The 19,347-nt window shown below is 74.1% G+C and carries 20 protein-coding genes and 1 tRNA gene; 11 read left to right on the forward strand and 10 right to left on the reverse strand.

Going from position 1 to position 19,347, the window contains the following annotated elements; genetic code table 11:
• Nucleotides 1–37: 37 nt before the first annotated feature.
• Both E4P41_RS10420 and E4P41_RS10425 read left to right on the forward strand, forming a co-directional pair.
• A complete protein-coding gene (locus tag E4P41_RS10420) occupies nucleotides 38–1,306 on the forward strand; it encodes an aspartate kinase (RefSeq protein ID WP_135141187.1) in 1,269 nt (422 codons plus the stop codon).
• The gene (locus E4P41_RS10425; protein WP_135141188.1) at nucleotides 1,303–2,373 is read left to right on the forward strand and encodes an aspartate-semialdehyde dehydrogenase; all 1,071 of its coding nucleotides are present in this window, start codon (nucleotides 1,303–1,305) and stop codon (nucleotides 2,371–2,373) included. Before E4P41_RS10420 ends, E4P41_RS10425 begins: the two co-directional genes overlap by 4 nt.
• A gap of 144 nt (nucleotides 2,374–2,517) precedes the next feature.
• Here E4P41_RS10425 and E4P41_RS10430 read toward each other — a convergent pair whose 3' ends face one another.
• The 3 genes from E4P41_RS10430 to E4P41_RS10440 all read right to left on the reverse strand — a co-directional run bounded on the left by E4P41_RS10430 (nucleotide 2,518) and on the right by E4P41_RS10440 (nucleotide 5,446).
• Entirely contained in the window at nucleotides 2,518–4,365 is a 1,848-nt protein-coding gene (locus tag E4P41_RS10430) for a prolyl oligopeptidase family serine peptidase (protein ID WP_245177253.1), read from the reverse strand.
• Between the two features lie 64 nt (nucleotides 4,366–4,429).
• Nucleotides 4,430–4,503, reverse strand: a tRNA-Pro gene (locus E4P41_RS10435).
• Between the two features lie 31 nt (nucleotides 4,504–4,534).
• Complete coding sequence (locus E4P41_RS10440) at nucleotides 4,535–5,446, reverse strand: metallophosphoesterase (protein WP_135141189.1); 912 nt, start codon at nucleotides 5,444–5,446, stop codon at nucleotides 4,535–4,537.
• Nucleotides 5,447–5,498: 52 nt separating this feature from the next.
• On the opposite strand from E4P41_RS10440, the gene E4P41_RS10445 reads away from it, so the two are divergent.
• Nucleotides 5,499–5,951: a GatB/YqeY domain-containing protein gene (locus tag E4P41_RS10445; protein ID WP_135141190.1), complete on the forward strand. Its 453-nt coding sequence runs from the start codon at nucleotides 5,499–5,501 to the stop codon at nucleotides 5,949–5,951.
• Between the two features lie 49 nt (nucleotides 5,952–6,000).
• Here E4P41_RS10445 and E4P41_RS10450 read toward each other — a convergent pair whose 3' ends face one another.
• From E4P41_RS10450 to E4P41_RS10460, 3 genes are read right to left on the reverse strand one after another with little or no spacing between them, the layout of a single operon-like run.
• Nucleotides 6,001–8,238 carry a transglycosylase domain-containing protein gene (locus E4P41_RS10450; RefSeq protein ID WP_135141191.1) on the reverse strand — a complete coding sequence of 746 codons (2,238 nt, stop codon included), beginning with the start codon at nucleotides 8,236–8,238 and terminating at the stop codon, nucleotides 6,001–6,003.
• 41 nt (nucleotides 8,239–8,279) lie between these two features.
• On the reverse strand, nucleotides 8,280–9,512 hold the full coding sequence (locus E4P41_RS10455; protein WP_209307644.1) for an ArsA family ATPase: 1,233 nt from the start codon (nucleotides 9,510–9,512) through the stop codon (nucleotides 8,280–8,282).
• Nucleotides 9,509–10,501 carry an ArsA-related P-loop ATPase gene (locus E4P41_RS10460; protein ID WP_135141192.1) on the reverse strand — a complete coding sequence of 331 codons (993 nt, stop codon included), beginning with the start codon at nucleotides 10,499–10,501 and terminating at the stop codon, nucleotides 9,509–9,511. Before E4P41_RS10460 ends, E4P41_RS10455 begins: the two co-directional genes overlap by 4 nt.
• Nucleotides 10,502–10,593: 92 nt before the next feature.
• On the opposite strand from E4P41_RS10460, the gene E4P41_RS22085 reads away from it, so the two are divergent.
• Genes E4P41_RS22085 through E4P41_RS10470 form a run of 3 tightly spaced genes read left to right on the forward strand, consistent with a single transcriptional unit; the run spans nucleotide 10,594 to nucleotide 12,039 of the window.
• Nucleotides 10,594–10,767 carry a hypothetical protein gene (locus E4P41_RS22085; RefSeq protein WP_167761022.1) on the forward strand — a complete coding sequence of 58 codons (174 nt, stop codon included), beginning with the start codon at nucleotides 10,594–10,596 and terminating at the stop codon, nucleotides 10,765–10,767.
• A gap of 7 nt (nucleotides 10,768–10,774) precedes the next feature.
• Entirely contained in the window at nucleotides 10,775–11,248 is a 474-nt protein-coding gene (locus E4P41_RS10465; RefSeq protein ID WP_135141193.1) for a RidA family protein, read from the forward strand.
• Nucleotides 11,245–12,039: an NUDIX domain-containing protein gene (locus E4P41_RS10470; RefSeq protein ID WP_135141194.1), complete on the forward strand. Its 795-nt coding sequence runs from the start codon at nucleotides 11,245–11,247 to the stop codon at nucleotides 12,037–12,039. The genes E4P41_RS10465 and E4P41_RS10470 overlap by 4 nt, the downstream gene beginning before the upstream one ends.
• Before the next feature lie 87 nt (nucleotides 12,040–12,126).
• Here E4P41_RS10470 and E4P41_RS10475 read toward each other — a convergent pair whose 3' ends face one another.
• Nucleotides 12,127–12,801 (reverse strand): Crp/Fnr family transcriptional regulator, encoded by a 675-nt coding sequence (locus tag E4P41_RS10475; RefSeq protein ID WP_135141195.1) that lies wholly within the window; start codon nucleotides 12,799–12,801, stop codon nucleotides 12,127–12,129.
• A gap of 265 nt (nucleotides 12,802–13,066) precedes the next feature.
• Nucleotides 13,067–13,309, reverse strand: a complete 243-nt coding sequence (locus tag E4P41_RS10480) for a hypothetical protein (protein WP_135141196.1) — start codon at nucleotides 13,307–13,309, stop codon at nucleotides 13,067–13,069.
• A gap of 159 nt (nucleotides 13,310–13,468) precedes the next feature.
• On the opposite strand from E4P41_RS10480, the gene nth reads away from it, so the two are divergent.
• From nth to E4P41_RS10505, 5 genes are all read left to right on the forward strand, one after another.
• Nucleotides 13,469–14,254 carry an endonuclease III gene (nth, locus tag E4P41_RS10485; RefSeq protein ID WP_209307645.1) on the forward strand — a complete coding sequence of 262 codons (786 nt, stop codon included), beginning with the start codon at nucleotides 13,469–13,471 and terminating at the stop codon, nucleotides 14,252–14,254.
• Nucleotides 14,251–14,841: a TlpA disulfide reductase family protein gene (locus E4P41_RS10490; protein ID WP_135141197.1), complete on the forward strand. Its 591-nt coding sequence runs from the start codon at nucleotides 14,251–14,253 to the stop codon at nucleotides 14,839–14,841. The genes nth and E4P41_RS10490 overlap by 4 nt, the downstream gene beginning before the upstream one ends.
• Nucleotides 14,838–15,602 (forward strand): CoA pyrophosphatase, encoded by a 765-nt coding sequence (locus E4P41_RS10495; RefSeq protein WP_135141198.1) that lies wholly within the window; start codon nucleotides 14,838–14,840, stop codon nucleotides 15,600–15,602. The genes E4P41_RS10490 and E4P41_RS10495 overlap by 4 nt, the downstream gene beginning before the upstream one ends.
• Before the next feature lie 215 nt (nucleotides 15,603–15,817).
• Complete coding sequence (locus E4P41_RS10500; protein ID WP_135141199.1) at nucleotides 15,818–16,231, forward strand: plastocyanin/azurin family copper-binding protein; 414 nt, start codon at nucleotides 15,818–15,820, stop codon at nucleotides 16,229–16,231.
• A complete protein-coding gene (locus tag E4P41_RS10505) occupies nucleotides 16,228–17,421 on the forward strand; it encodes a MarP family serine protease (protein ID WP_245177254.1) in 1,194 nt (397 codons plus the stop codon). The genes E4P41_RS10500 and E4P41_RS10505 overlap by 4 nt, the downstream gene beginning before the upstream one ends.
• Nucleotides 17,422–17,539: 118 nt before the next feature.
• On the opposite strand, the gene E4P41_RS10510 is transcribed toward E4P41_RS10505, so the two are convergent.
• Both E4P41_RS10510 and E4P41_RS10515 read right to left on the reverse strand, forming a co-directional pair.
• Nucleotides 17,540–18,466: an alpha/beta hydrolase gene (locus E4P41_RS10510; protein ID WP_135141200.1), complete on the reverse strand. Its 927-nt coding sequence runs from the start codon at nucleotides 18,464–18,466 to the stop codon at nucleotides 17,540–17,542.
• A gap of 22 nt (nucleotides 18,467–18,488) precedes the next feature.
• Nucleotides 18,489–18,944 (reverse strand): phage holin family protein, encoded by a 456-nt coding sequence (locus E4P41_RS10515; protein ID WP_245177255.1) that lies wholly within the window; start codon nucleotides 18,942–18,944, stop codon nucleotides 18,489–18,491.
• Nucleotides 18,945–19,347: the final 403 nt, after the last annotated feature.

Raw genomic sequence — 19,347 nt, forward strand, 5'->3', positions numbered from 1 at the left:
CACGCCGGCCGCGCGGACGTCGGTAGCCTGTGGACCCGTGGCCCTCGTCGTCCAGAAGTACGGCGGTTCGTCCGTCGCCTCCGCCGCGCACATCAAGCGCGTCGCCGAGCGGATCGTGGCGGCCAAGAAGGACGGCGACGACGTCGTCGTCGTGGTCTCCGCGATGGGCGACACGACCGACGAGCTGCTCGACCAGGCGGCGCAGATCACCGATACCCCGCCCGGCCGCGAGCTCGACATGCTGCTCACCGCGGGCGAGCGCATCTCCATGGCCCTGCTGGCCATCGCGATCAACACCCACGGCTACGAGGCGCGGTCGTTCACCGGGTCGCAGGCCGGGGTGATCACCACCTCCAGCCACGGCAAGGCGCGGATCATCGACGTCACGCCCGGCCGGCTGCGCAGCGCGCTCGACGACGGCTCGATCGTCATCGTCGCCGGTTTCCAGGGCGTCAGCCAGGACACCAAGGACGTCACCACCCTGGGGCGCGGCGGCTCCGACACGACGGCCGTCGCTGTCGCCGCTGCGCTCCGGGCCGACGTCTGCGAGATCTACACCGACGTCGACGGCGTCTTCACCGCCGACCCGCGGATCGTGCCGAACGCCCGGCGGCTGGACACCGTGACGTACGAGGAGATGCTCGAGCTCGCCGCCTCGGGGGCGAAGGTGCTCATGCTGCGCTGCGTCGAGTACGCCCGCCGCTACGGCATCCCGGTGCACGTCCGCAGCTCCTACTCCCAGCTCCCCGGCACAGTCGTGACCGGCTCGATGGAGGACCTCACGGTGGAACAGGCCATCATCACCGGCGTCGCGCACGACCGCTCCGAAGGCAAGATCACCGTCTACGGCGTGCCCGACCGGCCCGGCGAGGCCGCGCAGATCTTCCGCGTGCTCGCCGAGGCCGAGATCAACATCGACATGATCGTGCAGAACGTGTCGGCCGCGGCCAGCAAGCTCGCCGACATCTCCTTCACGCTGCCCAAGAGCGACGGTCCGGCGGCGATCGCCGCGCTGGAGAAGGTCAAGCACACCGTCGGCTACACCGACGTCACCTTCGACCAGCACATCGGCAAGGTGTCGCTGGTCGGGGCGGGCATGCGGTCGCACCCCGGCGTGTCGGCGCGGTTCTTCGGTGCGCTGGCCGACGCCGGTGTCAACCTGGAGCTGATCAGCACCTCGGAGATCCGCATCTCCGTGGTGTGCCGGGACACCGACGTGGACCTCGCCGTCCGCGCGGTGCACGACGCCTTCGACCTCGGCACCGAGGAGGCGCAGGCGGTCGTCTACGGAGGGACCGGACGATGACGTCTCAGGGAGCCACGTCTCCGACCGACGGGCTGCGGGTCGGTGTCGTCGGCGCCACCGGCCAGGTCGGCGGCGTCATGCGGCAGATCCTCGCCGAGCGTCGTTTCCCGATCAGCGAGCTGCGCTTCTTCGCCTCCGCCCGCTCTGCCGGCAGCACGCTGCCGTGGGGGGACGGTGAGATCCCCGTCGAGGACGCCGCGACCGCCGACCCGGCCGGCCTGGACGTCGCGCTGTTCTCCGCCGGTGCCTCCACCTCGCGGGTGCAGGCGCCGCGGTTCGCCGAGGCCGGCGTGACCGTCATCGACAACAGCTCGGCCTGGCGCCGCGACCCCGACGTCCCGCTGATCGTGGCCGAGGTGAACCCGCACGCCCTCGGCGAGACGCGCAAGGGCATCATCGCCAACCCCAACTGCACCACGATGGCCGCGATGCCGGTCCTGGCGCCGTTGCACGCCGAGGCCCAGCTGGTGCGCATCGTCGCCAGCACCTACCAGGCGGTGTCCGGCAGCGGGCTGGCCGGCGTCGAGGAGCTCGACACCCAGGTCAAGGCGGTCGTCGACAAGGCCGCCGAGCTCACCCAGGACGGGTCGGCGGTGACCTTCCCCGAGCCGGCGAAGTACGTGCGGCCGATCGCCTTCAACGTGCTGCCCATGGCCGGCTCGCTGGTCGACGACGGCTCGTCCGAGACCGACGAGGAGCAGAAGCTCCGCAACGAGAGCCGCAAGATCCTCGGCATCCCCGACCTGCGGGTGTCGGGCACCTGCGTGCGCGTGCCGGTCTTCACCGGGCACTCGCTCTCGCTGAACCTGGAATTCGAGCGTGAGCTCACTGTCGAGCGGGCCACCGAGCTGCTGTCCACCGCGCCGGGGGTGGAGCTGTCCGCCGTCCCGACCCCGCAGCAGGCGGCCGGGCGCGACCCGAGCTACGTCGGCCGCATCCGGCAGGATCCGGGCGTGGAGGGCGGTCGCGGCCTGGCGCTGTTCGTGAGCAACGACAACCTGCGCAAGGGCGCGGCGTTGAACACCATCCAGATCGCGGAGTTGGTGGCAGCGGGCCGGAAGGCCTGAGAGCCGACCACCTACGGGTGCGGACCGGTGTAGCCGGGTCCGGCCGAGCGGAGGCCCGGAGGTCCCCCGAGGTCGGGCGGGTTCCGGCTCAGCGCACGTCGGGGACGGCACCTGGCCGCGGTGTCGGCCGGTAGACCGACAGTGTCACGGCTTCACGTGTCGTAGAGCGAAGTTCAAGGCCGCCTCGACCTGGCGGATGGTCTCCTCGATGACCAGCGAGCCGTGGCCGGCGTCGAAGCGGTACACCTCGTGCGGCTTGTCGAGTTCCTCCAGGCGGATCAGGTAGTTGTCGATCTGCCGGATCGGGCAGCGGGGGTCGTTGGCGCCGGCGACGACGAGCACGGGCGCGGCGACGGCGTCGACGTAGGTGATCGGCGAGGAGCGCACGTACACGTCGTGCACCTCCTCCGGTGAGCCGCCGAACAGCGCCCGGTCGTAGGCCCGCAGGCCCTCCATCTCGTCCTCGTAGGCGGCCAGGTAGTCGGCCACCGGCACCTCGGCGATCCCGGCCGTCCAGCGCTCCGGCTGGGTGCCGAGGCCGAGCAGGGTGAGGAAACCGCCCCAGGAGCCCCCGGTCAGCAGGGCACGGCCCGGGTCGACGAGGCCCTCGGCGACGAGCGCGTCGTACACCGCGGCGACGTCCTCGAGCTCGGTGAGCCCCGGGCGGCCGGTGAGCGCATCCCGCCAGGCGCTGCCGTAGCCGGTCGACCCGCGGTAGTTGACGTGCACGACCGCGTATCCGGCGTCGACGTAGGCCGCCCGGCGGGCGCGGTAGGAGTCGTCGTCGGCCGCCTCCGGGCCGCCGTGCACCAGGAACGCCGTCGCATACGGCGGTTCCCCGGCCGGGCGGACCACGAGGGCGTGGATGTCGCCGCCCGGGCCGGGTACCCAGCGGTCCTCCACCGGGTACGCGGCCGGCGGCTCCTCCCCGGGCGCGGCGAGCACGACCGGGCCGTCGGCCCGCCGGATCACCGGCGGCCGCTCCGAGTTCGACCAGGCCAGCTCCACGGTGCCGTCCGGGCGGGCGGTGGCGCCGCGGACGACGCCGCGCGGGGTGTCCAGCCGCTCCAGCCCGCCGCTGGCCAGGTCGTAGCGGTAGAGCTCGCTGCGGGCGGCGTGGTCGTGCCCGACCAGCAGCGCCGAGCCGTCGGGGTACCAGCCGGCGGTGACGTCGCCGGGCAGGTCGAGCACGACCTCGGTCTCGGTGTCGGTCCCGACGTCCCAGATGAGCAGCTCCTCGCGGCCGCGGCGCTCGTGGCCGACCAGCAGCCGCCGGTCGCCGGGCAGGGGCGCGAACTCCAGCGCGTGGAGTCCCCGGCCCTCGCCGTCCCACTTGTCGGCGACCACCGCATCGTCCTCGGTCCGCAGCACCCGCAGCGCCGGGTAGCGCGGGTCGCCGTGCTCGGAGTGCGAGATGGCCAGCAGGTCCTCGTCGTGGGTCAGGGCGTCGACCGACGCCGGGTCCTCGTGCCGGTAGACCACGCGCGGGCTGCCGCCGGCCGGGGCCAGCCACAGCTCGGAGCCGTCGTCGGTGGAGCGGCCGACCGCCACCATCCGCGTGCCGATCTCCAGCCCCGCCGGATAGGCCGGGCCGACCTCCGGGACGGCGACGCGGTCGTCCCCGCCGGCGAAGGGCTGCACCATCCAGACGCCGAACTCGTCGCCGTCGGTGTCGGCGAACCACCAGATCGTCTCGCCGTCCGGGCTGAGCGTGCCGATCAGCGTGCCGTTGGCCCGGTCGGTGGCCTGCCGGTGGACGTCGGTCGTACGGTCCCACGCGTACTGCTCGACGACGCCGCTGACGTCGGAGGCGTACAGGCTGCGGTGCGGGGCCTCCAGCGCCCAGTCGGGCAGGCTCACCCTGGGCGCGCGGAAGCGAGCCTGCCAGCGGGCGGTGACCTCGGGCGGCAGAGCGGTTGCGGGCGACCGGGCCGGCGGCGTGGCCGCTCCGGCGTCCGGGGCGGAACCGGGGGCGGCGGGCTCTGCACTCACCCGTCCATCCTCCCCGACCCGCGGAACGACTCAGGGGCCGCCTCGCGGCGGCCCCTGAGCAGCGTCGGGGTGACAGGATTTGAACCTGCGACCTCGTCGTCCCGAACGACGCGCGCTACCAAGCTGCGCCACACCCCGAGGTACGGACCGAGTCTAGCCGACGCCTGGCTCAGTCCTGACGGGCGGTCAGCCTGAGCAGCGTCGCCTCCGGCGGGCAGGCGAACCGGGCCGGAGCGTAGGGGCTGGTGCCCAGCCCGGCGGATACGTGCAGCCAGGTGCCGTGCGGGTTGCCGGCCGAGGGCTCGGCCCAGCGGTGCAGCCAGCGGACCCGGTCGCGGTCGATGCCGCAGTTGGTCACCAGCGCCCCGTAGAAGGGCACCCGCAGCTGCCCGCCGTGCGTGTGCCCGCTCAGCAGCAGGTCGTGCCCGTCGGCGGCGAACCGGTCGAGCACCCGCGGCTCGGGGGAGTGCGCCAGCCCGATCCGCAGATCCGCGCCCGGGTCGGCGGGACCGGCCACCCGGTCGTAGCGGTCGCGACCCGCATGCGAGTCGTCGACGCCGGCGAACACGATCCGCCGTCCGCCGACGGTCAGCTCGCCCCGGTCGTTGGTGAGGTCGAGCCAGCCGCGGCGGGTGAGCCCGTCGCGCAGATCCCGCCAGGGCAGCTCGGCCCCGTGCACCCGCTTGTGGTCGGGCCAGAAGTACTTGAGCGGGTTCTTCGGCCGGGGCGCGTAGTAGTCGTTGCTGGCCAGGACGAAGGCGCCGGGCAGGTCCAGCAGCGGCCCCATCGCCCGGAGCGTCCCCGGGACGGCGTCCATGCCGGCCAGGTTGTCACCGGTGTCGACCACCAGGTCCGGCTCCAACGCAGCGAGCGAGGCCACCCACTCCTGCTTCGACCGCTGCCCGGCGGTCATGTGCAGGTCGGACAGGTGCAGCACCCGCAGCGGCGCCGAGCCGGGGGCGAGCACCGGGACGTCGAAGCGGCGCAGCGTCCAGCGGTTGCGCTCGTAGAGCGAGGCGTAGGCGATCCCCGCGGTCGCCGAGGCGAGGACGGCGATGGGAAGGGCTGTGGTCGCGCGCACGACAGCCCAGGGTACGGGCGCACGCGTTCGGGGCACGTGCCAGGCTGGACCCGTGCCGGACCTCAAGGAACAGCTGCGCGCCGACCTGACCACCGCGATGAAGTCCCGCGACGAGCTGCGCACCGCGACGCTGCGGATGGTGCTGGCCGCTGTCAGCGCCGAGGAGGTGGCCGGCAAGGAGGCCCGCGAGCTCACCGACGACGAGGTGCAGGCGGTGCTGCGCCGGGAGGCGAAGAAGCGCCGGGAGGCCGCGGAGGCGTTCGCCACCGCCGGTCGCACCGAACAGGCCGACCGCGAACGGGCCGAGGGCGGCGTGGTCTCGGCCTACCTGCCCGCCCAGCTGGAGGACGCCGACCTGGCTGCGCTGGTCGCCGACGTCATCACTCGTACCGGGGCCGGCGGCATGAAGGACATGGGCCGCGTGATGGGCGCGGTCCAGGCCGAGGTCGCCGGCCGGGCCGAGGGTGGCCGCGTCGCCGCCGAGGTGCGTCGCCAGCTCGGCTGAGCGCCGTCGGTAGCCGTCAGCGCGGGTACCGCCTCCTGCGGCGGTCGGTTCACCCGCCGCCGTTCCACGGCGTCTGGCCGCCGTTGTAGTTGATCCAGCCGGTGCCGTCCCCACCACCGGTGTCGGCGTCGGTGCCGTCGGCCGGGGTCGGCTCCTCGGCCGGCATCTGCCTGGCGGCCGGGTCGGCGGGAGCCGGCGTGGGCGCCGGAGCCGCCTCCGGGGCCGGCGCCGCGGCGGGCGCGGCCGGTGACGGAGCGGGCGCGGGAACCGGAGCCGCGGGGAAGGGCACCGGCGCCTGTGCCGTCAGGATGGGGGTCATCGCGTCCCCCCAGATGCCGGCGCCCAGGGCGCCGCCGTACGCCCCGACGTCCCGATTGGCCAGCGGGTTGAACACCATCACGCTCGCCGCGTACTGCGGGGTGTAGCCGACGAAGCTGACCGAGTCCCGACCCTGGTTGGTTCCGGTCTTGCCGGCGATCTGGTGGCCGGGGACGTAGGCCCGTGCGCCGGTCTGCCCACGGAAGCCGGGCTCGACGTCCTTGCGCAGCATCGACGTCATCGTGTCGGCCACCGCGGGCGGCACGGCCGCCTCCGTGCACCGGTCCCCGGTGGCGAGCGGCTGACCGTCCGCGCCGGTCAGCGGCTGCCCGTTCCGGTCGAGCACCGCGGTGACCGGGGTGGGCTCGCATCGGGTGCCGCTGGCGGCCAGCGTGGCGAAGGCGTTGGCCAGGTCGAGGGGACTGGTCGCGTCGGTGCCGAAGGTGAACGAGCCGCGGTTCTCGGAGATGATCGTCTCCGCGGGGAACTGGTTGGCGGCATCGAAGTGCATCCCCAGCCGCTGGGCCATCCGCACCGGGCCCTCGACCGAGCCCAGCTGGTCCTCCAGTGCCAGGAAGTAGGTGTTGGACGACCAGTACAGGGCCTCCTCCAGGGTCAGGGTGCTGGGGTAGTTGGTCCCGACGTTCTGGACCGAGTAGGGCTTCGGGCGACCCAGGTCGGGGTCCCAGTCCTGGTAGACGCGCGAGAGGTACGGCTCGGGTGTCGTGATGGTGTGGGACGGCGCGAACCCGGCCTCGAGCGCGGCGGCGGCGGTGAACACCTTGAACGTCGACCCGGCGCCCTTGCTGGGGACGACGTTGAAGTTGACCGACTCGCACTCGGGGCCGTCGCAGCCGAAGCGGCGGTTGCTCGCCATGGCCAGCACGTGGCCGGTGCCCGGCTCGACGACGGTGTAGACACCGACCAGGGGGTCACCCATCGCCAGGGTGCCGAGCACGGCCTGGTCACCGGCCGCCTGCACGTCCGGCCGCAGCGTCGTCTGGACCGTCAACCCGCCGTTTTCCAGCAGGGTCTGCGAAATGCCCAGGTCCTGGGTCAGGTACTGCTGCACGAAGGCGCAGAAGAAGCCACCGATCGCCGCGTCGACGCAGCCGTTGGGCGGGGTGCCGCCGGGCGCCACCTGCACCGGCTGGGCCGAGACCTCGGCGAACTGGGCCTGGTCGATCATCCCGAGGTCGAGCATCCGCTGCAGGACGAGGTTGCGGCGCTCCAGCGCGTTCTCGGGGTTGTTGATCGGGTCGTCGAGGGACGGGCTCTGCACCAGACCGGCCAGCATCGCCGCCTGCGGCAGCGTGAGGTCGGCTGCGTCCACGCTGAAGTAGCGCTGTGCCGCGGCCTGGACGCCGTAGGCCCCTTGGCCGAAGTACACGAGGTTCAGGTAGCGGGTGAGGATCTCGTCCTTGGAGTACTCCTCCTCGAGGGCGAGGGCCATCCGCGCCTCCCGCAGCTTGCGGCCCAGGCTCTCCTCGGTGGCCGCCAGCCGCTCCTCCGGGGTGTCGGCGGTCTGCGCGAGGGTCTGCTTGACCAGCTGCTGGGTCAGCGTGGAGCCACCCTCCTGCACCGAGCCGGCCGCCACGTTGGTCGCCAGCGCCCGCAACGTGCCCTGGACGTCGAGGCCGTTGTGCTCCTCGAAGCGGGAGTCCTCGATGGCGACCAGCGCCTGCTTCATGACGTCGGCGATCCGGTCGGAGGCCACCGGCGCCCGGTTGTGCCGGTAGAACATCGTGATCAGGGACCCGTCGGCCGCCAGCACCCGGGTGCTGCCCGCCGGTGTCTCGTCGGTGAGCTCCGTCGGCAAGGTGCCGAGCAGGGACGCGGAGTTGCGCGCGACCACGCCGGTGCCCCCCACGAAGGGCAGCAGCAGGCCGGCGACCAGGGCTCCGGCGAGGACGATCGTCGCGGCGAGCTTCGCGAGGACCCGGGGGCGGGCGGGGGCGTCGGCAGACATCGCGGGCCAATGTACGTGGCGTCGGGCCTCCCGCGTCGCGCTCAGCGACGGCGCGCGGGCAGGATGCGCCGCCGCGGCACTGCCGTCGGCGTGTCGGCGTCGGGGCCGGTCAGCGCGTCGGCCATGCCGCGCAGCCCGTCGAGGTCGTGCACGTCGCCGGCGGCGGCCGGCACGGTGCGGACGGCGACCTCCGGATGGGCGCTGGTGAACCGGTCGGCCAGGTGCTGCTCCCGGGTGGCCAGCGCCATCCGCTCGGCGTGCACCCGCAGCGCCCCGGCGACGAGCTCGGCCCCCTCGCCGCCGGCCTCGAGGACCTCCTCGGCGGCGCCGTCGGCGCGGGTCGCGGAGAGCGCCGTCGTGGTCGGCGGATGGGTGCGGTTGAGGACCAGCCCGGCCAGCGGCATCTGCTCGGTAGAGAGCCGGTCGACGAAGTAGGAGGCCTCCCGCAGCGCGTCCGGCTCGGGGGTGGCGACGACGACGAACCAGGTGCCCGGCCGGCGCAGCAGCTCGTAGGTGGCGTTCGCCCGCTCCCGGAACCCGCCGAACATGGTGTCCAGCGCAGCCACGAACGAGGAGATGTCGCGCAGCAGCTGCCCGCCGAGGATCTTCGAGATGATCCGGCTGAAGAACAGGAAGCCGGCGCTGGCGAACTTGAACCCGGCCCGGCTCGGCGCCACCAGCAACCGGATCATCGTGCCGTCCAGGAAGCGGCCCAGCCGGTTGGGGGCGTCGAGGAAGTCCAGCGCCGACCGCGACGGCGGGGTGTCGACGACGATCAGGTCCCACTTCTCGCCGGCCCGCAGCTGGCCCAGCTTCTCCATGGCCATGTACTCCTGCGTGCCGGAGAAGGACGAGGACAGCGCCTGGTAGAAGGGGTTCTCGAAGATCTGCTCGGCCCGCTCGGGCGTCGAGTGCGCCACGACGACGTCGTCGAAGGTGCGCTTCATGTCCAGCATCATCGCGTGCAGCTCGCCCTCGGCCCCCGGGACGTCGACCCGCCGGGGCTCGTTGTCGAGCTCCCGCAGGCCGAGCGACTGGGCCAGCCGGCGCGCCGGGTCGATGGTGAGGACGACGACGGTGCGGCCGACCTCCGCCGCGGCCAGCGCCAGGGCGGCCGACGTCGTCGTCTTGCCCACACCGCCGGCGCCGCAGCACACCACGATCCGGGTGTCCGGATCGGTGACCAGCTCGGCGAGCTCGAGGGGAAGCGCCTCGGGGGCGGGCGGCGCGGCCGGGCGGGCGGGCCGGCGCGAGCGCTCGACCGTCTGCGTCATGCCGCCACCTCGCTCCGCAGGTGCTCCTCCAGTCGGCCGGCGAGCTCGAAGAGGGCGCCGAGGTCCATCGGTCCCGGCAGCAGCGGCAGCTCCACGGTCGGCCGGTCGAGCGCCTCGACCTCGTCGCGCAGCTCGTCCTGGGCGGCCCAGCGCCGGGCGTGCTCGACGGCCTGGGCGGCGAGCGCGTCGGCCAGCGCCGGGACCTCGTGCAGTTGGGCGGCCGCCAGGGCCGGAGCCAGGTCGGCACCGGTCAGCCGGCCTTCGGCGGCGCGGGTCAGGTCGTGCTCGGGCAGCACCGGCTCGGTGGCCATGTTGACGACCACCGAGCCCAGCGGCAGCCCGACCGCGGTGAGCTCGGCCATGGCGTCGGCGGTCTCCTGCACCGGCATGTCCTCGAGCAGGGTGACCAGGTGCACCGCCGTCTGCGGCGACTTCAGCACGGCCATGACGCCGTCGCTCTGGGTCTTGATCGGGCCGGAACGGGTCAGCCCGGCCATCTCGCCGGTGACGTTGAGGAAGCGGGTGATCCGGCCGGTCGGCGGGGCGTCGACGACGACGGCGTCGTAGACGAGCCGGCCGTCGCGGCGACGGGTCACCGCCTCCTTGACCTTCCCGGTGAGCAGCACGTCGCGCAGGCCCGGGGCGATCGTCGTGGCGAAGTCGACGGCGCCCACCCGGCGCAGCGCCCGGCCGGCCCGCCGCAGGTTGTAGAACATCTCGAGGTACTCGAGGAGAGCCTCCTCGACGTCGATCGCCAGGGCCTTCACCTCGCCGCCGCCGCGGGTGACCGCGACGCGCCGCTCCTCGTAGGGCAGTGGAGGGGTGTCGAACAGCTGCGCGATGCCCTGGCGGCCCTCGGTCTCGACGAGCAGCACCTGACGGCCGTCGGCGGCGAGGGCGAGCGCGAGGGCCGCGGCGACGGTGGTCTTGCCGGTCCCGCCCTTGCCGGTGACGACGTGACAGCGCACGGAGGACGGGTCGGGGCTCACGAGATCGAGCGTAGGAGCAGCGCGCCACCTGGGCCTCCCGCGAGCGTGTGCGCCCCGACACGCCGCGACGTGGCTGCGCTAGCGTCGCGCCCATGAGCGAAACGGCCCGCACGAGGTGGGAGTACGCCACGATCCCGCTGCTGATCCACAACACCAAGGCGATCCTCGACTCGTGGGGTGTCGACGGGTGGGAGCTGGTCACCGTGCTGCCCGGCCCGGGCGGTGCCGACCAGCCCGTCGCGTACCTCAAGCGCCCGGTCGGCTGACCCGGTCATGACCGGTCCGCAGACCCAGAGCTGGCACGCCCGGCTGGCCGAGCTCGGCATCCGGCTGCCGGCGGTGGCCGCGCCGGTCGCCGCCTACGTCCCGGCGGTGCGCACGGGCCAGCTGGTCCACACCTCCGGCCAGCTGCCCTTCGTCGACGGCGGGCTGCGCCGCACCGGCAAGGTCGGCGGCTCGGTCGATCCGGAGGACGCCGCGCACGACGCCAAGCTGTGCGCCCTCAACGCCCTGGCTGCCATCGACGACCTGGTCGGCCTGGACTCGGTGGCCCGCGTGGTCCGGGTGGTCGGCTACGTGGCCAGCGCCGAGGGGTTCACCGGTCAGCCGCGCGTGGTGAACGGGGCCAGCGAGCTGCTGGGCCGCGTCTTCGGTGAAGCCGGCCGACACGCCCGCAGCGCGGTCGGCGTGGCCGAACTCCCGCTGGGCGCTCCCGTCGAGGTCGAACTGACGGTCGAGCTGAGGTGAGCGCGGAACCGCGCCAGGCAGCCACCGTGCTCCTGCTGCGGGACGGCGTCCCCGGGCTCGAGGTCTACCTGCTCCGGCGCACCCGCGGGATGCCGTTCGCCGGCGGGATGACCGCGTACCCGGGCGGCGGCGTCGACCCGCGGGACGGCGACGTGCAGACGGCCTGGGCCGGCCCGTCACCGGACCGCTGGGCGCAGGCGTTCGGCTGCGACGAGCGCACGGCGCGGGAACTGGTCTGCGCCGCGGTCCGGGAGACGTTCGAGGAGGCCGGCGTCCTGCTCGCGGGGTCCGCCGACGGCAGCGACGTCGTTCCGGACGTCTCCGGCGATGACTGGGAGGCCCAACGTCAGGCGTTGCTGACCCGGGAGCTCTCGCTGGCCGAGCTGCTCGCCGACCGCGGCCTGGCGTTGCGGTCGGACCTGCTGCGGCCCTTCGCGCACTGGATCACCCCGCCGGTCGAGCCGCGGCGGTACGACACCAAGTTCTTCGCGGCGGCCCTCCCGGTCGGGCAGGAGGCTCGGCACGTCACCGGGGAGGCCGACGAGGCGGCCTGGCTGACGCCGACCGCCGCCCTGGCCGAGCTGACCGCGGGCGCCCGGCCCATGCTGCCTCCGACGATCCACACGCTGGGCCAGCTCGAGCCGTTCGCCGACGTGGCGGCGGCGCTGGCCGGGTCGCCGCCCGAGCCGCTGCACCCGATCAGCCCGAGCTTCGCCGACGAGCCCGACGGCCGCTGGGCGGTGCTGCCCGACGGCACCCGCATCCGGTTGGTCGTGCCACTCCCTTCGTGAGCGTCGGACGCGAGAGGCCCAGAACCTGACCGGTTCCGGGCCTCTGACGTTCGATCGGTGGACGACCACGGCCGGTAGGCCGACGTGTCAGCGTGCGCGGCGGCGCAGACGCTCCTCGTCGAGGACGACGACCGACTTGCCCTGCAGCTGGATCCAGCCGCGGTGCACGAAGTCGGCCAGCGCCTTGTTGACCGTCTCGCGAGAGGCGCCGACCAGCTGGGCCAGCTCCTCCTGGGTGAGGTCGTGCTTGACCCGCAGTCCCTCGCCCTCGCGGCTGCCGAACCGGTCGGCCATCTGCAGCAGCGCCTTGGCGACCCGGCCCGGGACGTCGGTGAAGATCAGGTCCGCGACCGAGTCGTTGGTACGGCGCAGCCGGCGGGCCAGCACGTGCAACAGCCGCTCGCCGACCTCCGGGTGGGCCTCGATCCACGGGCGGAGCACCGACTGCGGCATGCGGGCCAGCTTGACGTCGGTGACGGCCGTCGCGGTCGCGGTGCGCGGCCCGGGGTCGAACACCGACAGCTCACCGAACTGGTCCGAGGGACCCATCACGGCCAGGACGTTCTCGCGGCCGTCCGGAGAGCGGCGGGAGAGCTTGATCTTGCCGGAGATGACGATGTAGAGACTCTCACCCGGCTCGCCCTCGTTGAACACCACCCGGCCGCGGGGGAGCGTCACGGTCTCCAGGCGGCTGGCGACCGGGTCCACCGCCTCTTCCGACAGCCCCTGGAAGAGCCCGGACTGGGCCAGCACCTCGTCCACTACGCGTCCTCTCGCACACACACCACCTGAGGGCCGGCAGGCGACCGGGCCCGGTCGGCATCCGCCCCTCGCGGCGCCGTCCGGAATGAGTCTAGGGGGCTGTGCGGATCATCACCCGATCGGCGAGACACGACGCGACTCCAAGGGATGAGGCCGGCCCGTCCACGGCACCGCCCCGAGCCCGCGAAGGGGTGGGCAGGACGGTGGCCCCCTTGCAGCCTCCCGCCGCGAGCTTGCGGGTGGTGGGGGGCAAGGGGGTCCTCGATCAGACGATGGGCGGCTCGGCCTCACGACGGACACGGGAGGCGCGGCGGCGTCGCCAGCGCGCCATGGCGCGGCGGATGCCGGAGTTGGCCAGTGTGTCGACCTCGCCAGGGCTCGCGGTGGAGAGGAACTCGGCCACCTCGCGGGGTCCGGTCGGCCGGCGCAGCGGCTCCTCGACGCGCTCCATCACCAGCAGGAAGGCGATGACCAGGGGTGGGAACAGGATGACGCTGAGGGCGACCACCGTTCCTCCTCTCTCCTCGTCGCAGGACGCGGGCCGGGCCGGCCGGCTCCGCGCGTGCACTCCTGTGTACCCCGGGTCGTCGCACGGAAAGCCGGCGACGGCGGCTGCGATGATGGCACGGGCCCTGGAACGTCAGCGGATCCGCCTACCCTCGACCGCGTGTCCTCGCCCGCCTACGCCCGGCCCGTCCCGCCGCGCGCCCGCCGCGCCGCTGCCCGGGGCGGCTCCCCGTTCGACCCGCAGGAGACGCCGCTGGCACGCACCCGGCGGGCCCGGCGGATGGCCCGCGAGCTGGCGCTGATCCACCCGGACGCCCACTGCGAGCTCGACTTCGCCAACGCCTTCGAGCTGCTGGTCGCCACCGTGCTCTCGGCGCAGACCACCGACAAGATGGTCAACCGGGTCACCCCGACGCTGTTCGCGAAGTATCCCGACGCCGCGACGCTGGCCGGGGCCGACCGCGCCGACCTGGAGGAGATCCTCAAGCCCACCGGCTTCTTCCGGGCCAAGGCCAACTCGGTGCTCGGGCTGGCGCAGGCGCTGGTCGAGCGCTTCGACGGCGAGGTCCCTGCGCGGATGGCCGACCTGGTCACCCTCCCCGGCGTGGGCCGCAAGACCGCCAACGTCGTCCTGGGCAACGCATTCGGCGTCCCCGGGCTCACCGTCGACACCCACTTCGGCCGGCTGGTCCGACGGTTCGGCTGGACGACGGAGGAGGATCCGGTCAAGGTCGAGACCGAGGTCGCCGAGCTGGTACCCAAGCGGGAGTGGACCATGTTCAGCCACCGGGTGATCTTCCACGGTCGGCGGGTCTGCCACGCCAAGAAGGCGGCCTGCGGCGCGTGCGGCCTGGCCCGCTGGTGCCCCTCGTACGGCATCGGCCCGACCGATCCGGAGGTCGCCACGAAGCTGGTCAAGACCCCGGCCGCCTCCGACACCGAATGAGCGTGCACAGCAGGACGGCGGCCGGCGCGCTGGCGCTCGGGCTCGTGCTGACCGGGTGCACGTCGGACGCCGTGGGTGCCCCGGACGACGCGGCCGCTCCCACGGCACCGGAGGTGGAGAACACCACCGCGCCCTGCCCCGAGCAGCCCGGCGAGGCGGCCTCGGGTGGCGAGGTGCTCGCCGACGTGACCGTGGACTGCCTCGGCGGCGGGCGACTGGCCCTCGGCAGGGCGCAGGGCCTGCCGACGGTGGTCAACCTGTGGGCCAGCTGGTGCGGTCCGTGCCGGGAGGAGCTGCCGATCGTGCAGCAGCTGGCCGACGAGGCCGGCGACCGGCTGCGGGTGGTCGGACTGGTCAGCCAGGACACGGCCGAGAACGGCGCCGCTTTCGCGGCGGACGCGGGGCTCACCATGCCCACCGGCATCGACGCCGAGGGCGAGCTGGCCATCGAGCAGGGCCTGCGCGGGCTGCCCTACACCTACTTCCTCCGCGCCGACGGCTCGGTGGCACACCTGCAGCTGCGCCCGGTGACCTCGTACGAGCAGCTGGAGGGCCTGGTGGCCGAGCACCTCGGGGTGACCTTGTGACCGGGGCGCCCGCGGCCGACGACGACCTGCCCGGCTACCTCCGCCGGCTGCTCGACGCGGGCGACGACCTGCCGCTGCGACACCGCATGCCCCGGCCGACCGCGACCGCCCGCCGCTCCGCGGTGCTCATCCTCTTCGGCGAGGGCCCCCGCGGCGCCGACGTCCTGCTCATCGAGAAGTCCGCGCACCTGCGCACCCACGCCGGCCAGCCGGCCTTCCCCGGCGGCGGCGCCGACCCCGGCGACGAGTACCCCGTGGGCACCGCGCTGCGCGAGGCGGAGGAGGAGGCCGGGATCGACCCGGACGGCGTGCGGGTGCTGGCCACGTTGCCCGAGCTGTTCCTCGGCCCCTCGGACAACCTCGTGGTGCCGGTCGTGGCCTGGTGGGAGGACCCGCGCGACGTCACCGTCGGCGACCCCCGCGAGGTGGCCCGCGTGGCGCGGGTGCCGCTGGCCGACCTGGCCGATCCGGCCAACCGCTTCCGCGCCCGCCACCCGTCGGGCTTCGTCGGTCCGGCGTTCGGCGTCGCCGGGATGGTCGTCTGGGGGTTCACCGCCGGCCTGCTCGACGCCATCCTCGAGGCCGCGGGGCTCGCCCGCCCCTGGGATGCGACCGACGTGCGGCCGCTGCCCGCGCTCGGGGCACGGCGCCCCCAGCTGCCCGGCACCCTCGACCCGGCCGAGGACGAGGACGCCGCCGCGCCGACGGTGGCCGACCCCGCGCCCGACGGCCTCGCGACGCGTACGGTTCCCCCGCGATGAACGGCAGAAGGGGAAGGACCCCGTCCTCCTCACCACTCGGGGAAGGACCCCGTCCTCCTCACGCCTCGGGGAAGGACCCCGTCCTCCTCACGCCTCGCACGCTCGGCGCGAGCCTCGGGACGGGGCCCGAGCCTCGGGACGGGGCCGGAGCCTCGGGACGGGGCCGCTCGGGGCGGGACCCGGGACGGAGCCGGGGCCTCTGCAAGAAGGCCGCGGTGGCCGCTGCCGCAGTGATCCTGCTGGTCGGTTGCGGGGGCGGCGGGGAGACGGCCGGGCAGGCGGCGGCGCCGTCGTCCGGCCCGGCGCTCGGCACGGTGACCACGGCGCCCGACGGCGTCCAGGAGGTCACCCTGCAGACCCAGGACGACTACGTCTTCACCCCCGACACGTTCACCGTCGCGCCCGGCCGGGTGCGGCTGACCGTGGTCAACGTCGCCGAGCAGATGGCGCACAACCTCCGCTTCACCCCGGGCGCCGGTCCCGAGCCGATCGACGCCGAGATCTCGCTGCTGGCGCCTGGGGAGAGCGACACGATCGAGTTCACCGTGACCGCGCCCGGCGAGTACACCTTCGAGTGCAGCTTCCACACCCAGCTGCAGCAGTACGGCACCATGACGGTCAGCGGTTGAGCGCCGCCATGTCGTTCGTCGATCTCGTCCTCATCGGGCTGGCGCTCCTCTTCGCCTTCTCCGGGTTCCGTCAGGGCGTCATCGTCTCGGCCACCTCCTTCTTCGGCTTCTTCGGCGGCGCGGTCCTCGGCGCGCAGCTGTCCGGCCCGATCGCCGACCGCCTCGACGGAACGGCGAGCACCCGGGTCTTCGCCGCGCTGGTCGTCGTCCTCGCCGGGGCGTTGCTCGGTCAGCTGTTGACCGGGGCGATCGGCCGAGCGGTGCGCAAACGGGTCACCTGGGAGCCGGTCAAGGTCGTCGACTCGGTGGCCGGGGCGGTGCTCTCGGCGGTCGCGGTTCTCCTCGTCGCGTGGATGGTGGCCACGCCGCTGGCCACCGCGCCGTTCCCCGAGGTCGCCGGCCAGGTGCGGCAGTCGGCGCTGGTGCAGGCGGTCGACCGCAGCGTCCCGGCCGGCGTCCGGGCGGTCTACGACTCGCTGCGGGAGGCGATCGACCGGCGAGGGCTGCCCGACGTCCTCGACCCGCTGACCCCCACGCAGGTGCCCGACGTCTCCGCGCCGGACCAGGCCCTGCTGAGCAGCCCGGTCGTCGACGACGTGGCGGGCTCGGTGGTGCAGATCAGCGGGGTCGCGCTGTCCTGCTCGCGGCAGATCGACGGCTCCGGCTTCGTGTACGCCGACGAGCGGGTGATGACCAACGCGCACGTGCTCGCCGGCGTCACCGATCCGGTGGTGACCGCGGAGGGCGTGGAGTACGACGCCGTCCCGGTGTACGTGGACGAGGAGACCGACGTGGCGGTGCTCGCCGTCCCCGGGCTGCCGCAGCTTCCGCTGAGCTTCGCCGCGGAGCCGGCCGAGTCGGGGGACGACGCGATCATCATGGGCTACCCCGGCGGCGGTGAGCTGTTCGTCGGGCCGGCCCGGGTGCGCGACCGTACCGACATCAGCGGCCCGGACTTCCGCAACGAGCAGACCGTCGTCCGTGACGTCTACGCGCTCCGCGGCGAGGTCCGCGCCGGCAACTCCGGCGGTCCGCTGTTCGACCCGCAGGGCCAGGTGCTGGGCGTCGTCTTCGCCTCGGCGATCGACGACCCGCTGACCGGCTACGCCCTCACCTACGAGGAGGTCGAGGACGCGGCGCTGGCCGGCCTGGCCTCGTCGGCTCCGGTGCTGACGGGCGTCTGCGAGTAGAAGGACTGCCTTCCCCCCACGCCTCGGAGAAGGACCCCGTCCTCCCCACCCCTCGCACGCTCGGGGCGGTGCCCTGGACGGGGCCGGCGGGACCCTGAAGGGTGGCCGTTCCAGCACGTCACCGGGCCCAGCCGATCAGCGCCCGGTTGACCTCCTCCGGGACCTCCTCGTGGGGGAAGTGCCCGACGGCGGGCAGCTCGCGCCAGTCGTAGGCGCCGGCCACGTAGCGCCCCGAGCCGCGGGCTGACGACGGGAGCACGCAGGCGTCCAGGCCGCCGTGCAGCTGCAGCGTCGGCGCGGTCACCGGCGCGGCCATCCGGCGGGCGTAGCGCAGCCCGTCGGGGCGCAGCTGGGAGCGGCCGGCCCAGCGGAAGTACTCCATCGAGCCGTAGGCGGCCTGCGGGATGCGCGCGGCTGAGCGGTACCGGGACACCGCCTCGGCGAAGCCGGCCGTGGAGGTCCAGGCGGGCCCGGCCCAGCGGCGCATCAGCTCGGCCACCGGGTCGTCGTCGGCCCGGGTCAGCCGCCGCTCCGGCAGCCGCGGCAGCTGGAAGCCCAGGACGTGCCGCAGGGCCTTCCGCTGGGCGCGGTCGGCCAGCGCGGCGCGCAGCTGCCGCGGGTGCGCCATGGACAGCACCGCCAGCCGGCGGACGCTGCGCGGGTGCAGCGCGGCCATCGTCCAGGCCACCAGCCCGCCCCAGTCGTGCCCGATGACGGCGGCGTCCCGCTCGCCCAGCGCCCGCACCAGCGCGGCGACGTCGGCGGCCGCCGTCGGCAGGTCGTAGCCGCGCGGCGGCTTGTCGCTGCCGCCGTAGCCCCGCAGGTCGGGCGCGACGGCGCGGAAGCCGGCCGCGGCCAGCGCGGGAAGCTGCGCCCGCCAGGCCCACCAGAACTCGGGGAAGCCGTGCAGCAGCAGGACCAGCGGGCCCTCCCCGGCCTCGGCGACGTGCAATCGGACCCCGTTGGCGGACAGGTCGCGGTGGGTCCAGGGGCCGGGCAGCAGGACGCTGGTGGCGTCCGGCGGCTCCTCCTCGGGGCTGCTCACCGGTCCGCGCGCGGCGCGCCGCTCAGACGCGGTAGTTCTCGCTGCCGCGCAGCTGCACCCGGCCGTCGGTGACGGTCGGCACCTCGCGGCGGCGCTGGCCCGGGGCCTCGCGGTGCATGACCTCGGGCAGGTCGCGCAGGGTCTCCATCGTGCGCTCGGGCTTCTCGATCTTCTTGATCATCCGCCGGCCCACCAACGCGGCGATGCCGGCGAGGAGGACCAGGAGCAGCCAGACCAGCAGGTAGGAGATCCAGCGGATCAGCCCCAGCCAGGTGAGGAACTCGGCGATGGTGACGAAGAGGAAGATCCCGGAGAAGAAGAGCAGGGCGCCCGCGGCACCGAAGGCGCCGGCACCGATGCCGGCCTTCTTCGCCGACTTCCCGACCTCGGCCTTGGCCAGCTCGATCTCGCTGCGGATCAGCGTCGAGACGTCGGCCATGGCGCTCTGCACCAGGGCGCCGACGGAGGGTTCCTCCACACGGGTGGTGCTCCGTGCCCCGGACGGGCTCGACGGTGCGCTGTGGGCCACGAGGGGGACCTCCTGGGGTCGACGGGCGGCTGTCGGGCCGCCCGGCACGAGCGGACCCACCGGGAGGAATCGTGCCTCATGATCACCGGGCGCGCGCCCCGGGGCGATGGTCGGGAGGAGTGGGCCCGGAGGGTCCCCGACGAGCGGTCGGGTGGGCTCCGCGTCGTCGGGGACGGCAGCTGGCGGGGGGTGGTCGGGAGGAGTGGGGCCCGGAGGGTCCCCGACGAGCGGTCGGGTGGGCTCCGCGTCGTCGGGGACGGCAGCTGGCGGGGGGTGGTCGGGAGGAGTGGGGCCCGGAGGGTCCCCGACGAGCGGTCGGGTGGGCTCCGCGTCGTCGGGGACGGCAGCTGGC

Source organism: Geodermatophilus sp. DF01-2 (assembly GCF_004571065.1).
GTDB lineage: Bacteria > Actinomycetota > Actinomycetes > Mycobacteriales > Geodermatophilaceae > Geodermatophilus.